Source organism: Nonomuraea monospora, assembly GCF_039531895.1.
GTDB classification, from domain to species: Bacteria; Actinomycetota; Actinomycetes; order Streptosporangiales; family Streptosporangiaceae; genus Nonomuraea; species Nonomuraea monospora.
Genome location: NZ_BAAAQX010000006.1, coordinates 259,450 through 274,972, shown reverse-complemented (window position 1 = coordinate 274,972; position 15,523 = coordinate 259,450). Strand labels below are relative to the sequence as shown.

At 72.1% G+C, this 15,523-nt stretch carries 14 protein-coding genes; 8 read left to right on the top strand and 6 right to left on the bottom strand.

Annotated features, from left to right (window positions below; all coding sequences use genetic code 11):
- Window positions 1-76: 76 nt before the first annotated feature.
- A complete protein-coding gene (locus tag ABD331_RS14585) occupies window positions 77-820 on the bottom strand; it encodes an alpha/beta fold hydrolase (protein ID WP_344474722.1) in 744 nt (247 codons plus the stop codon).
- Between the two features lie 91 nt (window positions 821-911).
- On the opposite strand from ABD331_RS14585, the gene add reads away from it, so the two are divergent.
- The 3 genes from add to ABD331_RS14570 are packed head-to-tail and all read left to right on the top strand — an operon-like array spanning window position 912 to window position 3,642.
- Window positions 912-1,946 (top strand): adenosine deaminase, encoded by a 1,035-nt coding sequence (add, locus tag ABD331_RS14580; RefSeq protein ID WP_344474720.1) that lies wholly within the window; start codon window positions 912-914, stop codon window positions 1,944-1,946.
- Complete coding sequence (locus tag ABD331_RS14575; RefSeq protein ID WP_344474718.1) at window positions 1,943-2,779, top strand: TIGR02569 family protein; 837 nt, start codon at window positions 1,943-1,945, stop codon at window positions 2,777-2,779. Before add ends, ABD331_RS14575 begins: the two co-directional genes overlap by 4 nt.
- Window positions 2,776-3,642, top strand: coding sequence for an aminoglycoside phosphotransferase family protein (locus tag ABD331_RS14570; RefSeq protein WP_344474716.1), 867 nt, complete (start codon window positions 2,776-2,778; stop codon window positions 3,640-3,642). The genes ABD331_RS14575 and ABD331_RS14570 overlap by 4 nt, the downstream gene beginning before the upstream one ends.
- Before the next feature lie 10 nt (window positions 3,643-3,652).
- Here the strand turns inward: ABD331_RS14570 and ABD331_RS14565 are convergent, their stop codons facing one another.
- A complete protein-coding gene (locus ABD331_RS14565) occupies window positions 3,653-5,662 on the bottom strand; it encodes a beta-galactosidase (protein WP_344474714.1) in 2,010 nt (669 codons plus the stop codon).
- Between the two features lie 22 nt (window positions 5,663-5,684).
- Entirely contained in the window at window positions 5,685-7,991 is a 2,307-nt protein-coding gene (locus tag ABD331_RS14560; RefSeq protein ID WP_344474712.1) for a beta-xylosidase/alpha-l-arabinosidase, read from the bottom strand.
- A gap of 208 nt (window positions 7,992-8,199) precedes the next feature.
- Here ABD331_RS14560 and ABD331_RS14555 point away from each other — a divergent pair, with 208 nt between their 5' ends.
- Window positions 8,200-9,228 carry a LacI family DNA-binding transcriptional regulator gene (locus ABD331_RS14555; RefSeq protein ID WP_344474711.1) on the top strand — a complete coding sequence of 343 codons (1,029 nt, stop codon included), beginning with the start codon at window positions 8,200-8,202 and terminating at the stop codon, window positions 9,226-9,228.
- A 7-nt stretch (window positions 9,229-9,235) separates the two neighbouring features.
- On the opposite strand, the gene ABD331_RS14550 is transcribed toward ABD331_RS14555, so the two are convergent.
- From ABD331_RS14550 to ABD331_RS14540, 3 genes are all read right to left on the bottom strand, one after another.
- Window positions 9,236-10,126 (bottom strand): phosphotransferase enzyme family protein, encoded by an 891-nt coding sequence (locus tag ABD331_RS14550; RefSeq protein ID WP_344474709.1) that lies wholly within the window; start codon window positions 10,124-10,126, stop codon window positions 9,236-9,238.
- Window positions 10,127-10,242: 116 nt separating this feature from the next.
- Window positions 10,243-10,890, bottom strand: coding sequence for a response regulator (locus tag ABD331_RS14545; protein ID WP_344474707.1), 648 nt, complete (start codon window positions 10,888-10,890; stop codon window positions 10,243-10,245).
- Window positions 10,891-10,894: 4 nt separating this feature from the next.
- Window positions 10,895-12,034, bottom strand: a complete 1,140-nt coding sequence (locus ABD331_RS14540; RefSeq protein ID WP_344474705.1) for a sensor histidine kinase — start codon at window positions 12,032-12,034, stop codon at window positions 10,895-10,897.
- Between the two features lie 130 nt (window positions 12,035-12,164).
- On the opposite strand from ABD331_RS14540, the gene ABD331_RS14535 reads away from it, so the two are divergent.
- The 4 genes from ABD331_RS14535 to ABD331_RS14520 all read left to right on the top strand — a co-directional run bounded on the left by ABD331_RS14535 (window position 12,165) and on the right by ABD331_RS14520 (window position 15,475).
- Window positions 12,165-12,878, top strand: a complete 714-nt coding sequence (locus tag ABD331_RS14535) for an ABC transporter ATP-binding protein (RefSeq protein WP_344474703.1) — start codon at window positions 12,165-12,167, stop codon at window positions 12,876-12,878.
- Window positions 12,875-13,702: an ABC transporter permease gene (locus ABD331_RS14530; RefSeq protein WP_344474701.1), complete on the top strand. Its 828-nt coding sequence runs from the start codon at window positions 12,875-12,877 to the stop codon at window positions 13,700-13,702. The genes ABD331_RS14535 and ABD331_RS14530 overlap by 4 nt, the downstream gene beginning before the upstream one ends.
- A 183-nt stretch (window positions 13,703-13,885) precedes the next feature.
- Window positions 13,886-14,452, top strand: coding sequence for a hypothetical protein (locus ABD331_RS14525; protein WP_344474699.1), 567 nt, complete (start codon window positions 13,886-13,888; stop codon window positions 14,450-14,452).
- A 69-nt stretch (window positions 14,453-14,521) separates the two neighbouring features.
- Window positions 14,522-15,475 carry a phosphotransferase gene (locus ABD331_RS14520; protein ID WP_344474697.1) on the top strand — a complete coding sequence of 318 codons (954 nt, stop codon included), beginning with the start codon at window positions 14,522-14,524 and terminating at the stop codon, window positions 15,473-15,475.
- The last annotated feature ends 48 nt before the right edge of the window (window positions 15,476-15,523 follow it).

Below are 15,523 nucleotides of genomic sequence, written 5' to 3'. Positions count from 1 at the left end.
GCCGGACGGGGCCTGTGGTGCCGACGGGGCCGATAAGGCCGACGGGCCGGTCGAAGGTGGCCGCCTGGCCCGCGCCCTACTTGGCCACCTCCGCCCAGAACGACTCCAGCCTCGCCGCCCCCGCCGCCGGATCCTGCAGCATCCACCAATGCCCCAGCCCGGGCAGCTCGGCCACCGCCGCCCCCGCCCTGGCCGCGCTCGCCCGCGCCACCTCCGCCGCCAGGTACGGATCCTCCGACGGCACCAGCGCCAGCCCCGGCACGGGAATGTCCGTGAACGCCGGCGACCACTCCTCGGCCACCCGCGTCGCCGACCGGTAGAGGTCCAGGATGCTTCCGCCCATCACCGCGTCCACCTCCCGCACCATCGCCACCACCCGCTCCCGCGGCACCCCGATCCCGGCGAACGCCTCGGCCCGCGCCTCGACCGGCATCGCCACGAGCCGGGAGAAGAACTGCTCCCCGGCCTCCGGCGTCTGCCACAACCGCGCGAGGTCGTGCCAGCGGAAATCGGGATGGCCCAGGCCGGGGGCGTCGGTGACCCAGGAGCGTACGAGCTCGGGCTGGATGCTGACCAGCCGCACCACCAGGCCGCCGCCCCAGTCGTGGCCGACGAGGTCGATCTCGTCGTCGCCCATCGACTCCAGTTCGGCGGCCAGCCACGCCACGTACTCCTCCTTGGTCGCGCCGAACCCGCCGGGCCGCGCGCAGCCGAAGCCGGGCAGCCGCAGTGCGCGCACGTCCCGCCGCCGCAGCACCGAGCGCAGCGGATCCCACACGGACGCGGTCTCCGGCACGCCGTGAACCAGAACGACTGTCATGAAGCGCTCCCTCCGTGCAGGCCCCCGTCTGCGACGGTACGTCCCGATATTGAGCTGCGGGCGATTCGGACGGCCCATAAGGTGGACGCACGTGAGAGACGTTCGGTCGTTGCCCAAGGCCCACCTGCACGTTCACCTGGAGAGCACCGTACGGCCGCGCACCGTGCGCGAGTGGGGCGGCCCGCCCGAGCCGGAGGGAGGCTTCACCACCTTCAGGGAGTTCGCCGACCAGCGGGCCAAGGTGCGCGAGCTGCTGACCACCGCCGACCGCTTCCGGCGGGTCGCGCTGGAGTTCTGCGCCGACGAGGCCGCCCAGGGCACCCGGTACGCCGAGGTCACGTTCACGGCCGCCTCGCACGGGGAGCGCGTCGGGGATCCTGACATGCCGCTGGAGGCGGTGCTCGACGGGCTCGCCGAGGGGCAGGCCAGGTACGGGATCGAGTGCCGCATGCTGCTCGACCACTCCAGGCGGCGGCCGGTGGAGCGGATGTGGCGGACGTACGAGCTGGCGCTCCGGCACGAACGGGTGATCGGCATCGGCCTGGCGGGCGACGAGAGCTACCCGCTGGCACCGTTCGCGAAGGTCTGCGACGCGGCCAGGGACGCCGGGCTGCACCTCGTGCACCACGCGGGGGAGGCGGCGGGGGCCGGGAGCATCAGGGAGGCGATCGAGGTGGGGCACACGGAGCGGCTCGGGCACGGCATCCGGGTGCTCGACGACGCGGCGCTGGTGGAGGAGGTGCGTGAGCGTCGGCTGGCCTTGGAGGTCTGTCCCTCCTCGAACGTGCTGCTCGGGCTGGTGCCTTCGCTGGAGTCGCATCCGCTGCCACGGCTTCGGGAGGCGGGGCTGGTCGTGACCGTCAACACCGATGGGGAGACGGCGCTGGCCGATGAGTATGCGCGGGTGCGGGAGGTTTTCGGGTACGGGGATGAGGAGCTGGCCGGGCTGGCCAGGGCGTCGATCGACGCGTCGTTCGCGCCGGCGGGGGTGAAGGCGGGGCTCCGGGCGGAGGTGGACGCTTGGCTCACAACCCCAGCGCCCGCGCCTGCCGCGTCCGCGAGTGTCGCGCCTGCGAGCGACGCGTCCGCGAGCGCCATGCCCGCTTGGCCAGCGACCTCGACATGACTCCCTCGTCCGCCACGAACGGCGAGAACTGCTCGTCCGACGAGAACCAGGCGCCGCCTCCGCACGTCCTCGCCGCCTACGGCGCGGAAGCGGATGAGCCCGTGTGGATGGACGGCGCGTGGCGAGTCGGGAGCCTGGTGCTCAAACGGGCCGACTTCACCCCCGAAGCCCTCTGGCGGGCCGAAGTCCTGGCTACCCTGCCCGACTCGTCCGCCTTCCGAGTAGCTCGTCCCGTGGCGGCGAGGGACGGCGGCGGGTGGGTGGCGCACGGCTGGGAGGCGTACCAGCTCGTCCCGGGCGAGCCGGACGTGCGCAGACAGGATGACGTACTGACCGCCGCCGCAGCCTTCCACGAGGCGATCGCACACCTCCCACGCCCACCCTTCCTGGACGCACGCGACGACCCCTGGTCGTCCGGCGACCGGGTGGCATGGGAGGAACTGCCCATCGAGCACGGAGCGGCGGCGGGGCTGCTGGAGCCGCTGGCACGAGCGCGCCGCCCGGTAGATCTGCCGTCCCAGGCGGTGCACGGCGACCTGCCGGGAAACGTGCTGTTCGCCGACGGACTACCCCCGGCGATCATCGACTGGCCGGTCTACTGGCGGCCTCCGTCATGGGCGGCGGCGGTCGCGGTCGCGGACGCCCTGTGCTGGTACGGCGCCACGCCCGCATTGCCGGCCCGCTGGGCGCACCTCCCGGAGTGGGGCCAGATGCTGATACGGGCGCTGATCTACCGAATCGTCACCCACGACACACTGCACGGCCCGCCCCCGGCGACGGCTTACCACCCCGCCATCGAGATCGCGATCGCCTACGCGAAGGAGAGCCCGTGACCTGCGAACCGCTACCCCCGGACGTGCTCGCGGCCCTCCAAGAAGGCAGCCCCGAGCGGATCACCTGCCACGCCGAGCCGATCCGCGGAAGCTCCGGCGCCGCCACCGCCACCCTCACCCGCCTGACCGTCCAAACCCACCACAAAACCCTGGTACGCAAGGAACTACACCCCATCCGCACCGGCCGCCACGCCCCCTTCGCCACCGATCCCCGCCACTGGGCGTACTGGCGCCGCGAGCCACTCGCCTACGCCTCCGGCCTGCTCCCCACGGGCCCCGGCCTGACGACCCCCCATTGCTACGCAACAGTGGACAACGTCCTGTACCTGGAGGACGTCCAGGGCAAACCGGAAGCCCCGGCTACGGCAGCGGCGAGGCTGGCGGTCTGGCAGGCGGCGACCCCGCTCCCGGACGTCCCCTGGCTGGGCGGCCACCAGCTCCCGCAACGCCTGCGCGCCACAACTTGGACCCCGGTGGACGCGGACCCCCGCATCGAACGGCTGTGGCGCCAACGAGACGACCTGCTGGCCCGCCTGGCAGGCCTCCCGACGGTCCTGTCCCACGGCGACTTCTCCGCGGGCAACATCCTCGCCACCCCCACCGGCGCCACCGTCCTGCTCGACTGGGCCACGCTGAGCGCCGGCCCGGTCGGCGCCGACCTGGCCGCGCTGGCGCTCAGCACGTTCACCGACCCCCTGGACGCCTACCTGGCGGGCACGGACCGATTCGCGAGGGCGGACGTCGAGCTGGGCTACCGCGCGACGCTCGCCCTCACCGGCGCGGGCCGCGTCCACTGGATGCTGTCCAGAGGCATGCCCGTGCCCGACGGCTACGAGGAGTTCATCCTGTCCCGGCGGCCGTGAACCGCCGGCGTCAGCGGGCGAGCTGGACGACGGCGGCGCCCAGCGGCGCCAGCGTGACCTCGCCCGCCACCTGCCGCCCGGTGAGCAGGTCCGTCCCCGTCCCGCCCACGGTGACGGACGCGCCCTCCTCGGCGCTGTGGTTGAGCAGGAACACGTACTCGTGCGCCGCGTCGCCGCGCACCGTGCACTCCACGTGCGCGGGCACGCCCTCGAAGCGGGAGCGCACGCCCGCCTCCTCGACGATCTGCGCCACCGTGGCGTCGAAGGCGTCTTGCTCCAGCAGGGTCGCGAAGTAGACGACGCGCCCGGCGCCGTAGCGGTTCTCGACGACGGCGGCCCGGCCCTCCAGCAGCCCGTCCGCGTACGTGGCCAGCGCCTTGCCCGTCTCCAGGTGCAGGTCGTCACGCCACCAGGTGGCCGTGGCGCGCCGCCCGTCGGCGAACGTCACGGCGAACTCCTCGTGCGGGCGCGCCGGCCAGTACTCGTCGATCTTGGCGCCGATCAGCTCGCGGAACGCGCCGGGGTAGCCGTTCGGCCGGACGCGGTTGTCGGCGTCCACGACGCCGGTGAAGAACGACATGATCACGGTCCCGCCGTTCGCGGCGAACTCGTGGATGCGGGCGACCGCCTCGTCGTCGATCAGGTACGCGTTCGGCACGATCAGCACCTTGTACCCGTCGAGCGGCGAGGCGTGGCCGACCACGTCCACGGCGTGGTGGCGCTCCCACAGCGGCGTGTAGTGCCGCATGACGGTGTCGGTGTAGCTGAAGTCGGAGCGCGGCAGGCCGAACACCTCCTCCAGCCCCCACCAGCCGTCCCAGTCGAAGACGATCGCGATGTCGGCGCGGGAGGTGGTGCCGGCGACGGGCGCGAGCTGCTTGACCTCCCGTCCCAGGTCGGTGATCTCCCTGAACGTGCGGGAATCGGGCCCGGAGTGCGGCAGCATCGCGGAGTGGAAGCGCTCCTGGCCGCCGCGGCTGGCCCGCCACTGGAAGAACATCACCGAGTCGGCCGCCCGCGAGACCGCCTGCAGCGAGCCGAGCCGCATCCGCCCCGGCTCCTTGACGATGTTGAGCTGCCACTGGCTGACCGCGCTGCTCGACTGCTCCATCAGCATCCACGGCTGGCCGCCCTTGAGCGAGCGGAACAGGTCGTAGTTGAACGCCGCCGACACGTGGGAGTCGGCGTCGGCCGGGTTGGGGTAGATGTCGAGCGCGGCGGCGTCCTCCTCGGGCGCCCACTTCCAGTAGTCGGCGTGGCGGAAGAAGCGCATGAAGTTGGTCATGACCGGGATGTCGTCGCGGAAGGAGCGGACGATGTCCCGTTCGGCGACGTAGCACTCCAGCAGCGCGTCGGAGGTGAAGCGTTTGAAGTCGAGCCGACGCGTCGGGTTCATCCAGGTGCGCGGGATGTGCGGGACGTCCACCTGCTCCCAGTCGGTGTAGACCTGGCCCCAGAAGCGGGTCGTCCACGCCTCGTTCAGCCGGTCGAGGGTGCCGTACCTGCGCTTGAGCCAGGTGCGGAAGTTCGCGGCGGCGGCCGGGCCGTAGGAGGTGGGGCCGTACTCGTTGCTGATGTGCCACATCGCCAGCGCCGGGTGGAAGGAGTAGCGTTCGGCGAGCTTCGTGGTGATCCGCGCCGCGTACTCGCGGTAGATCGGCGACGACGGGTCGTACTGCATGCGGTTGCCGAAGCCGAACGGGTGGCCGTCCTCCCTGATCGGGAACACCTCGGGGTGCAGGTGCGTCAGCCAGACGGGCGGCGCGGCCGTGGGGGTGGCAAGGTTGACGCTGATGCCGTTGTCGTGGAGGAGATCCATGATCTCGTCCATCCAGCCGAACTCGTACGTGCCCGGCTCCGGCTCCAGCGAGGCCCACGCGAACACGCCCAGGCTGACGGTGTTCACCCCGGCCTCGCGCATCAGGCGGACGTCCTCGCGCCACACCTCGGGGTCCCACTGTTCGGGGTTGTAGTCACCGCCGAACGCGAATCCACCCACCCGGCGCCGGAAATTCTCCATACGCGACATGCCACTGCTCCCGTTAGTTGTGATCTTCGATCGAGACGCCGGTCAGGCGGCGCTCGGAGCCCTTGAACTCGTAGACGGGGCCGGTCAGCGTGACCGTCCGTTCGTCCACCACGTCCGCGACCGAGCGGCGCACGGACAGGCCCACCTCGCCGGGCTCGGTTACGCGCCGCCCGTCCCTGCCGGTGAACGACAGCAGCCGGGCGGGCACGTCGAAGGTGACCTTCGCGGCGCGGCCTGGCTCCAGCTCGACGCGGGCGTACCCGACGAGCTGGGCGAGCGGGCGGGTGACCGAGGCGATCCTGTCGGCGGCGTACACCTGGACGACCTCGGCGCCCGCCCGGTCGCCGGCGTTGCGCACCACCACCGAGCACCGGATCGGCGCCCCGGCGGCGACCTCGGCCTCGGCGGTGAGATCGGCGTACTCGAAGCGGGTGTAGCTCAGGCCGTGGCCGAACGACAGGACGGGGGCGGGGTCGAGGTTGCTGACCGAGCCGGCCCCGCCGAGCCTGGGGTGCAGGTAGCTGTAGGGCTGGCCGGCGATGCCGCGCGGCATGCTCATGGGCAGCCGTCCTGACGGGTTCACGGCGCCGCTGAGCACGCGGGCGATCGCGCCCGCGCCCTCCTCGCCGGGGAAGTACGCCTGCACGACCGCCGCCGCCTTCTCGATGATCGACGGTACGGCGTACGCGCGGCCTGTCATCAGCACCACCACGGTCGGCGTGCCGGTGGCCAGCACCGCCTCGGCCAGCTCCCGCTGCGCGCCCGGCAGGTCGAGGCTCTCGGCGTCGCAGCCCTCACCCGAGGTGCCCCGCCCGAACAGCCCCGACCGGTCGCCCAGCACCAGGATCGCCACGTCGGACTCCGCGGCCAGCCGGGCGGCGTCGGGGATGCCCGCGCGGTCGCCGTCGTCCACGCCGGTGCCCTTGGCCGTGCCGATCCGCGCGCCGGGCAGCTCCGCGCGCAGCGCGTCCAGCAGGGTGGGGGCGGCGAGGCCGGTCTCGACGCCGGGGAAGTGCGGCAGCACGTGCTGGACGAAGGAGTAGCAGCCGAACAGCGCGGCCACGTCGTCGGCGTTCGGCCCGACGACCGCGATCCGCCGGTCGCCTGCGAGGGGCAGCACGCCGTCGTTGGTGAGCAGGATGACCGACTCCTCGGCCAGCCGCCGCGCCAGGTCGCGGGACTCGGGGTCGTCGAGGTCCACGGGGCCGGACGGCTCGGGGTCGTAGTCGTCGTCCAGCAGCCCGAGCCACGCCTTCTGCCGCAGCACGCGGCGCAGCGCCCGGTCGATCAGCGACTCTTCGATCCGGCCCTCGGCGACCGCCTGCCGCAGCGGCTCCAGGTAGGTCACGCCGGTCGGCAGCTCCACGTCGATGCCCGCCGTCAGCGCCTGGACGGCGGCGTCACCGGCGTCCTCGGCGACCGCGTGCAGGGTGTGCAGGAACGCCACCGCGAAGTAGTCGGCGACGACCGTGCCCTCGAAGCCCCACCGGTCACGCAGGATCTCGGTCAGGTAGTGGGGGTCGGCGGCGATCGGGACGCCGTCGATCTCGGCGTAGGAGTTCATCACCGAGCCCGCGCCCGCGTCACGTACCGCGACCTCGAACGGGAACAGCAACGTGTCGGCCACCTCGCGCGCGCCCGCGTGGACGGGGGCGAGGTTGCGGCCCGCGCGGGAGTTGGAGTAGCCGACGAAGTGCTTGAGTGTGGCGATCACGCCCGTGGACTGCACGCCGCGCACGTAGGCGGCGCAGATCGTGGCGACCTCGTACGGGTCCTCGGACACGCACTCCTCGACCCGGCCCCACCGCTGGTCGCGGATCACGTCGAGGACGGGCGCCAGGCCCTGGTGCACGCCGAGCGAGCGCATGCTCTCCCCGATCCTGCGCCCCATCTCCTCCACCAGGGCGGGGTCGAACGACGCGCCCCACGCCGGCGGCGCCGGATAGGTCGTGGCCCGCCACGCCGCCAGCCCCGTCAGGCACTCCTCGTGGGCGAGCGCGGGGATGCCCAGCCGCGTGCTCTCCCGCAGCCAGCGCTGCCGCCCTGCCAGCGCCGCGCGGGCCCACTCCGGCTCGACGGGCCTGGTGCCGAAGTGGCGGGTGATCTGGCCGACGCCGTCCTTGGCGAACGCCTCGAACTGCACGTCCTCGCCCTGCATCGAGTCCTGCAGCGGGGCGACCACGCCCTCCTCGCGATTGACGTTCAGCCACACGCCCACGAGCTGCGCGAGCTTCTCGTCGAGCGACATCTCCGCCAGCAGCTCCTCGACCCGCCGCGATCGGCGTTCGTCGAGTCCGGGCTGCTCAACACGTGCAGGCATACACCCTCGTTCATGCATTTCTGGCTCGGAAAGTTTCTGGCGCACTTTCCGAAAGATTACCGTGACATTGCCGATCAGTTACGGTAGGGTCCTGCTCGCAGCCCTGTCAACAGCGCGTATCAAATGGCGGTTGCTCACCAAATTGCCTGGTGAAAGCGTCGCCCAGTTTCAGGTGGTTTTTCCGAAAGTTTCACACGCGGGAGGTTCTGTGCCTCGAGCCACGCTGGCCGACGTCGCGGCGGCCGCCGGAGTTTCGGTGCCGACGGTGTCCAAGGTTCTGAGCGGCAAGAAACACGTCTCAGCCGCCACCAGGGACAAAGTCCTCCAAGCGGTCAGAACCTCCGGCTACGAGGCTCCACGCCCGCCCACCGCGCCCCGCGTCGGCGTCGTCGACCTGCTCATCGACGGGCTCGGCTCCCCGTGGGCCCAGGTGCTCATCAGCGGCGCGGAGAAGGCGGCGGCCCGCTGGGGCTTCTCCCTCGTCGTCACCTCCTCCGCCCGCTCCGACTTCGACCTGCGGCGCTGGATCGGGATGGTGCGCAAACGCAACACCGACGGCATCGTCCTCGTGCTCTCCCGGGCCGACCAGCGCGAGATCGCCGCCCTGGAGGAGCTGCTGCACGTACCGCTCGTCCTGCTCGACCCGGTCGGCCAGCGCGACCCCCGCCTGTCCACCGTCGGCGCCACCAACTGGCTCGGCGGCGTCATGGCCACCACCCACCTGCTGGAGCTCGGCCACACCAGGATCGCCTTCATCGGCGGGCCCCTCGACACGCAGTGCACCCTCGACCGGTACGAGGGCTACCTGGCGGCGCACCGGACGTTCGGCATCGACTCCGACCCGGCGCTCACCCGCTACGGAGACTTTCTCGTCGGCAGCGGCAAGGCCTACGGGGGCGAGCTGCTCGACCGCGACTTCCCGCCCACCGCCGTCTTCGCCGGGAACGACCTCCAGGCCGCCGGGGTCTACCAGGCGGCCACCGAGCGGGGGCTGCGGGTGCCCGATGATCTGTCGGTGGTCGGGTTCGACGACTCGCTGCTCTGCGAGACGTTGTCGCCGCCGCTCACCACCGTCCGGCAGCCGCTCGACGACATGGCCAACGAGGCCGTGCGGCTGGTGTACGAGGAGCTGACGCACCCCAGAGGGCCGTCCGGGACCCGGATCGAGCTGGCCACCACGCTCATCGTGCGGCGCAGCACGGCGCCGCACGGTCAGAAGGCGGCGCGGGCGTCCTGAGGCGCGCTCAGGCCCGCATGCCCGCGTACGCCTCCGCCAGCCCCTCCTCATTGGCGGCCGGCCCGCCGGGCCCCCTGCGCACCCCGCGCGCGATCCGGTCGGCGAAGTAGATCGCGTTCGCCATCCACCGCACCCGCACGAACAGATCCAGATGGTCCAGATCCCGGGCCATGGACGGATCCACCGTGCGGTAACCGTCGAGGAAGTGCCGCAGCGCCTGCGGGGTGTCGCGGGTCAGCACGGCCGCGCACGCCAGGTCGTACAGGACAGGCGCCTGCAGGACCGCCCCCCAGTCGATCAGCCCGTCCCGCGCGGGCGCATGCTCACTCAACCGGAAACTGCCCGGACCGGGATCGCCGTGCACGACCCCGGCGCGCAACAGCGGCGCGGCCTCCCGCGCCTCCTCCATCACCCGCCCCGCCGCCCGCCGCACATGCTCCGGCATGTCCACCTGCCGCAGACACCCGCTCACCCACGGCCACGGCCACCGATGCTCCTCCCCGAGCTCCTCCGCGCCGTCGCCGAGCACCCGATGCGCCCTGGCCAGCAGCGCGCCCATCCTCCGCAGATCCGGGGGCGAGGCGACGTCCGGGGCGCGGCCGGGCACGTACTCCAGGAGCGCCAGCACCCCCTCGTCCAGCGTCGCGACCAGCTCGCCACTGGGCAGCGGGACGGGAGCGCCGCTGGTCAGGCCGCCCGCCTGGGCGCGGGTGGCCACCCTCAGGCCGCTGAGGAACGCGGCGGCGCCCTCCGCGTCGGCCAGCTTGGCGACGTACCGCTCACCGGTCCGGGACGTGACGAGCCAGGTCAGCGAGTTCCAGCCGCCGGGCAGCGGCTCGGCGCGGCCGACGGGCAGGCTCCAGGCGGCCAGTGCGCGCAGCAGCCGGTCGTGACGCATGACGCTTCCCGTCGGCGGAGGGGCGGAGCCCATGCACTCCATGTGCCCAGGCGGGGGCGGGGCGTAAGCGTGATGGCGCGATCACGCCAGGAATGTCCGGGGCTGGACGCACCCCGTCAGCGCAGTCCCGCGTCCCGCACCTTCATCGCGACGTGCACCCGGCTGTCGGTCCCCAGCTTGGCGAAGATCCGCGTGATGTTGGCCTTCACCGTGGCCACGCTCACCGACAGCTCCCGCGCGATCTCGGCGTTCGAACGGCCCTTGGCCACCTCGACCGCCACCTCCCGCTCCCGCTCGGTCAGCACCGCCAGCTCGCGCTCCGCCTCCAGGCTGCGCGGCTCGTAACGGCCGGTGGCGGCGGCGATCACCTGCTCGGCCACGCTCGGCGACAACACCGGCTCACCGCGCGCCACCGCCCGCACCGCCTCGATCATCTTCGGCGGCGGCGTGTCCTTGAGCAGGAAGCCGTTCGCGCCGGCCTGCAACGCCCGCAACACCATGTCATCGGCGTCGAACGTGGTCAGCACCAGGATCCGGGGCGCGTCCTGACGCCTCACCAGCAGCTCGGTGGTGACCAGCCCGTCCTGCTCCGGCATCCGGATGTCCATCAGCACCACGTCGGGCCGCAGGTCGCGGATCACCGCCATGGCCTGCTTGCCGTCGCCCGCCTCGCCCACCAGCTCCAGGTCGGGCTCGCCGCCCAGGATCAGGCGCAGCCCGGTGCGCACCATGGGGTCGTCGTCCACGATCACCACTCTGGTCACGGGCTCAAGCCTCCCACGGCAGCCGGACGTCCAGGACGAAGCGTCCGTCCCGTACGTCGTGGGTGAGGGTGCCGCCGGCCATCCGGGTGCGTTCGGCCAGGCCGACCAGCCCGAGCCGCCCGCCTGGACCGGCCGGCGCGCCCGGGGTGGCCGCGTTGCTCACCCGGATGCGCAGCCCCGCCCCCGGCCGTCCGTTCAACTCGGCGCGCACCGGGCTGCCGGGCGCGTGCTTGCGGGCGTTGGTGAGGGCCTCCTGCACGATCCGGTACGCGTGCCGCCCCGTCCGCGTCGGCAGCGGCGCCCCCCGGTCCACCGAGTCGGCGACCTCGACCCGCTGACCGGCTGCGCGCACCTCCTCGAACAGGGCGTCCAGCTGGTCCAGCGTCGGCTGCGGCGGCTGCGGGGCGGTGCCGTCGCGCCGCAGCGTGCCGAGGACGGCGCGCAGCTCGTTGAGTGACTGGTGGGCGTTCTCCTGGATGGCCAGGGCGGTCTCGCGCGTCTGGTCGGGCGGCAGGTCCTCGCGGTAGGCCAGGCCGCCCGCGAGCATGGCCAGCAGCGAGATCCGGTGCGCCAGGACGTCGTGCATCTCCTGGGCGATGGCGAGCCGCTCCGCCAGCTTGGCCTGCTCCACCCGCTGGGCCTGCGCCGACTCCGCCGCGGCCCGCTGCGCCTGCGCCAGGTTCCTGCGTCCGCGCAGGTAAAGGCCGAAGACGGTCAGCGCGGTGAGCGCGATGCCGCCGACGAGCGCGTACAGGGCGGTCAGCAGCCAGGGACCCCGCACCCACAGGCTGGAGGCCGTGAAACCCAGCCAGAGCACCAGCCCGACCGGCGCCACCTGCCTCCAGGGGCGGTGCGCGGCCAGCGAGGTGAACGCGACGGCGGCCGGGCCGAGCAGCGACCAGGAGACGGCGACCGGCGCCGCCGTGAGCAGCGCCACCTGCCAGGGCCGGCGCCTGCGCCCGCGAAGCAGGATCAGTCCGGCCCCGCCGAGAGCGAGGTCCAGGAGCCTCATGGGGACGAAGCTCGCGGCCTCGCCGGTGCGGGAGGACAGGGTGGCGAGCAGGAGGCAGGAGATCAGGAGCGGGGTGGCGGCGAACAGGTGGATCAGGACGGTGTCGAGCTGGTGGGGGCGGAGGTGACGCACGGCTGCCAGCCTAGAGACCGTCCGGGCCTGAGCTGCAGAGACCTGGGGCCAGGCCGGTGCAGACCTTGGTCCAGGAACTCCTCGACCCAGGCTTGATGAGCCCGGGTGGCGATTCCGATGGACTTGGCCCGTGCTCGAATTCCACCGCGTCACCAAGACGTACAACGCGATGAAGGTGCTGGACGACGTCTCGTTCACGGTCCCGCCCGGCACCGTGACCGGATTCCTCGGCCCCAACGGCGCAGGCAAATCGACGGCCATGCGCATCCTGGCGGGGCTCTCCCGGCCCACCTCGGGCTCGGCCACCGTGCTCGGCCGTCCCTATGCGGAGCTGGAAGGCCCAGGCTCGCAGGTCGGCACGCTGCTCGACGCCGGGGCGCAGCATCCCGGCCGCAGCGGGCGGGAGGTGCTCACGCTGGGCGCCATGATGCTGGGGCTGCCCCGATCCCGTGTGGACGAGGTGCTGGAGCTGGTGGGCCTGAGCGGCAAGGAGGGCAAACGGGTCGTCGGCGGCTATTCGCTGGGCATGCGGCAACGCCTGGGCATCGCGCACGCCTTGCTCGGGCGTCCCAAGGCACTCATTCTCGACGAGCCAGCCAACGGCCTGGACCCGCAGGGCATCCGGTGGATGCGGGAGCTGCTGCGCGGGCTGGCCGGCGCGGGGTGTGCGGTGCTGCTCAGCTCGCATCTGCTGTACGAGGTGGAGCAGGTGGCCGACCGGATCGTGATGATCGGCGGCGGCCGGGTGCTGGCCCAGGGCACGCTCGCCGAATTCGGCCAGGGGCGCAGCCTCGAACGGACCTTCCTCGACCTCACCGCGCAAGCGGACCGCAGTCCGGCATGAGTTCCTTTCCTGGGCGTCGCGTCCCCTTCGTCACCCTGCTGCGCGTCGAGACCAGAAAGCTCCTGGACACCCGCACCAGCCTCATCATGACGGCGATCCTGGTCGCCGGCGCGCTCGCGCTCGTCACCGGCCGGGCCCTGCTCGCCGGTCCGATCGGCCTGAGCAGCCTGGCCAACACCGCGGCGCTCGTCCCGGGCATGCTGCTGCCGGTGCTCGGCATCCTCACCGTCACCGGAGAGTGGAGCCACCGCACCGCGCTGACGACGTTCACGCTGGAGCCCCGGCGGGGGCGGGTGCTGGCGGCCAAATGCCTGCCCGTGCTGGGCGCGGCCGTGGCGGCCTGCCTGCTGGCGCTGCTGGTGGCGGTGCCGATGACGGCGGTGAACGCCGCCGTGCAGGGCGGTGCGGCCGACTGGCGGCTGGAGCCCGGCCCGCTGCTGGGCTGGATCGCGACGATCGTGCTGTCGGTCGCCCAGGGGCTGGCGCTGGGCATGCTGCTGCTGAACGCGCCCGCGGCAATAGTGATCTACCTGGTCGGGCCCATGCTGTGGAGTTTCCTGAGCCGGCTCGGCCCGATGGGGGAGGTCCTGGCCGAATGGCTGGATCTGAACACCGCCACCAACGCGCTCATGGACGGCTCTTACGTGGTGAGGACGTTGCGCGGCTGGCCGCGGCGGTCGGGGTGCAGGTCGTCATCCCCATGGCCGCAGGCGTTCTGCGCGTGCTGCGAAAGGACGTGCGGTGAGCGCTTTACCGCCCAAGGTAGATCATTGCCCGTTTCATGGGGTTTCGTTTGCCTTTGTCCGATTCGGCAGGTAACTTAGACAGTGTTGCCGGCGAGTGACCTGCGCCTTACCTTCATCAGGAAGGCCGGGGCCTCCCGGAATCTCTGATCCGTCATCTTGGATCTTCTGCGCTCCACGTAGCGACTGTACGGCGTGCTGCCCGGCTACGTCCGTTTGCGAGCGCAACGACTCCCGTCCCCTAACAAAGGACCTGAATCAAGTATGTCTGCTCGCCTGCGTGCCATTGCCATGCTCGCCGCGTCCGCTGCCACGGCGCTGACGGTTGGCTCGACCGCGGCGCACGCCGACTCTGGCAACACCGACCAGAGGGGCCTGCTCAAGGGCTCGACCACGGCCTCCTACTTCTGGGACGACGCCTCCGGCCGCGCCGGTGACACCGGCCTCCCGGCTGCCGGCAAGCCCATGCAGAAGGGCCTGGTCGCCAGCCCCTCCTGGCCTCTCATGACCGAGGGCTACGTCGTCTACAAGGGCAAGAAGCTGCCCTTCTTCGTCGGCGACCGCGGCCCCGGCGACCCCTCCAACCGCGGCGTCATGCTCGACCTGGACGCCAAGACCTTCGCCGAGCTGACCGGCGGCACCTTCAACCCCGACACCCTGGGTGTGGACGGGGTCAAGGGCGAGGGCCACATCAAGATCGAGTACGTGGTGACCAAGTGGGGCGACGGCGTCGGCAAGAAGAGCCACCCGGTGGCCTTCTCCACCGGCGCCTGGGCCGAGAAGGACGCCACCATGACGCAGCAGGTGTCGGTCAAGAACGCCGGCCACTGATCACACGTTTTTCGAGGGCGCTTCCCGTACGGGGGGCGCCCTCTTCGCATGACGTGGAACGATCAGAGGATGACCGACGCCTTGACGCAGCAACACCTGGCCCGCCGTACCTCCGCCGCGCTCGACGCCGCCGTCGCGTCGGGCCGCGAGCTCGGGCTGACCGTGACCGGCGCCAGGGTGCTGCACGACCTGTTCTCCGTCGTCGTGCACCTGGCGCCCGCCCCGGTCGTGGTCCGGGTGCCCACGGTCCTGCCCCGTCAGGCGGACCTCGGCTTCCTCGCACGCCGCCAGCGGGCGGAGCTGGACGTGACCCAGTGGCTGGCGGGCCAGGGGGTACCCGTGATCCCGCCGAGCCCTCTCGTGCCACGGGAACCCGTGCGGCGCGACGGTTTCTCGATGACGTTCTGGCAGTTCGTCGAGGAGGACCAGGGCAAGGAGCCCGACTACGAGGCGAACGCCGAGAGCGTCGCCGACCTGCACGCGGCCATGCGCGCGTACCCGGGGGAGCTGGAGTTCCTGTCCGCGGCCGAGCCGCACTTCGTCACCGACAGCCTCGCCATGCTCCAAGAGCGCCCTGACCTCATCGACCCGGCCGGTCTGGATCGGGCGCGCCGGGAGTGGCAGGTTCTGGAGCCTCTCGTACGGTCACGCGCCGCCTTCGAGAACGCGTTCCCGGGCATCGACCTTCAGCCCGTCCACGGCGACTCCCCGCCCGCGAACATCTTCCACGGGGTGGGCGGGAATCTTTACTCGGACTTCGAGCTGGTCACCCTGGGCCCCGTCGAGTGGGACCTGGCCGCGCTCGGGCCCGCCTGCGCGTCCGCCTACGACCGCGGGGCGCGGCGCAACGGCATGCGGCCGTTGAACGAGGACGTCATGGCGTTCGTGGACGCCGTGGGGATGTTGCGGGCGGTCTCCGTCCTCGCGCTGGTGCCTGAGCTGCCTGTGCTGCTGGAGTACGTGAGACCGGCCATCGACCACTGGCGGACGACGCCGTTCGCGGGCGGCCTGGGCGGGGCCTGAGCGAAGGGGTTGCGGCGGGTCGGCCGCGTCAGGAAGACTCCTGCGGGT

Bases quoted from the DNA above. Each gene is read 5' to 3' on its own strand.
- ABD331_RS14585 (WP_344474722.1), bottom strand. From the start codon at position 820: ATGACAGTCGTTCTGGTTCACGGCGTGCCGGAGACCGCGTCCGTGTGG.
- ABD331_RS14575 (WP_344474718.1), top strand. From the start codon at position 1,943: ATGACTCCCTCGTCCGCCACGAACGGCGAGAACTGCTCGTCCGACGAG.
- ABD331_RS14565 (WP_344474714.1), bottom strand. From the start codon at position 5,662: ATGGAGAATTTCCGGCGCCGGGTGGGTGGATTCGCGTTCGGCGGTGAC.
- ABD331_RS14560 (WP_344474712.1), bottom strand. From the start codon at position 7,991: ATGCCTGCACGTGTTGAGCAGCCCGGACTCGACGAACGCCGATCGCGG.
- ABD331_RS14550 (WP_344474709.1), bottom strand. From the start codon at position 10,126: ATGCGTCACGACCGGCTGCTGCGCGCACTGGCCGCCTGGAGCCTGCCC.
- ABD331_RS14530 (WP_344474701.1), top strand. From the start codon at position 12,875: ATGAGTTCCTTTCCTGGGCGTCGCGTCCCCTTCGTCACCCTGCTGCGC.
- ABD331_RS14525 (WP_344474699.1), top strand. From the start codon at position 13,886: ATGTCTGCTCGCCTGCGTGCCATTGCCATGCTCGCCGCGTCCGCTGCC.
- ABD331_RS14520 (WP_344474697.1), top strand. From the start codon at position 14,522: ATGACCGACGCCTTGACGCAGCAACACCTGGCCCGCCGTACCTCCGCC.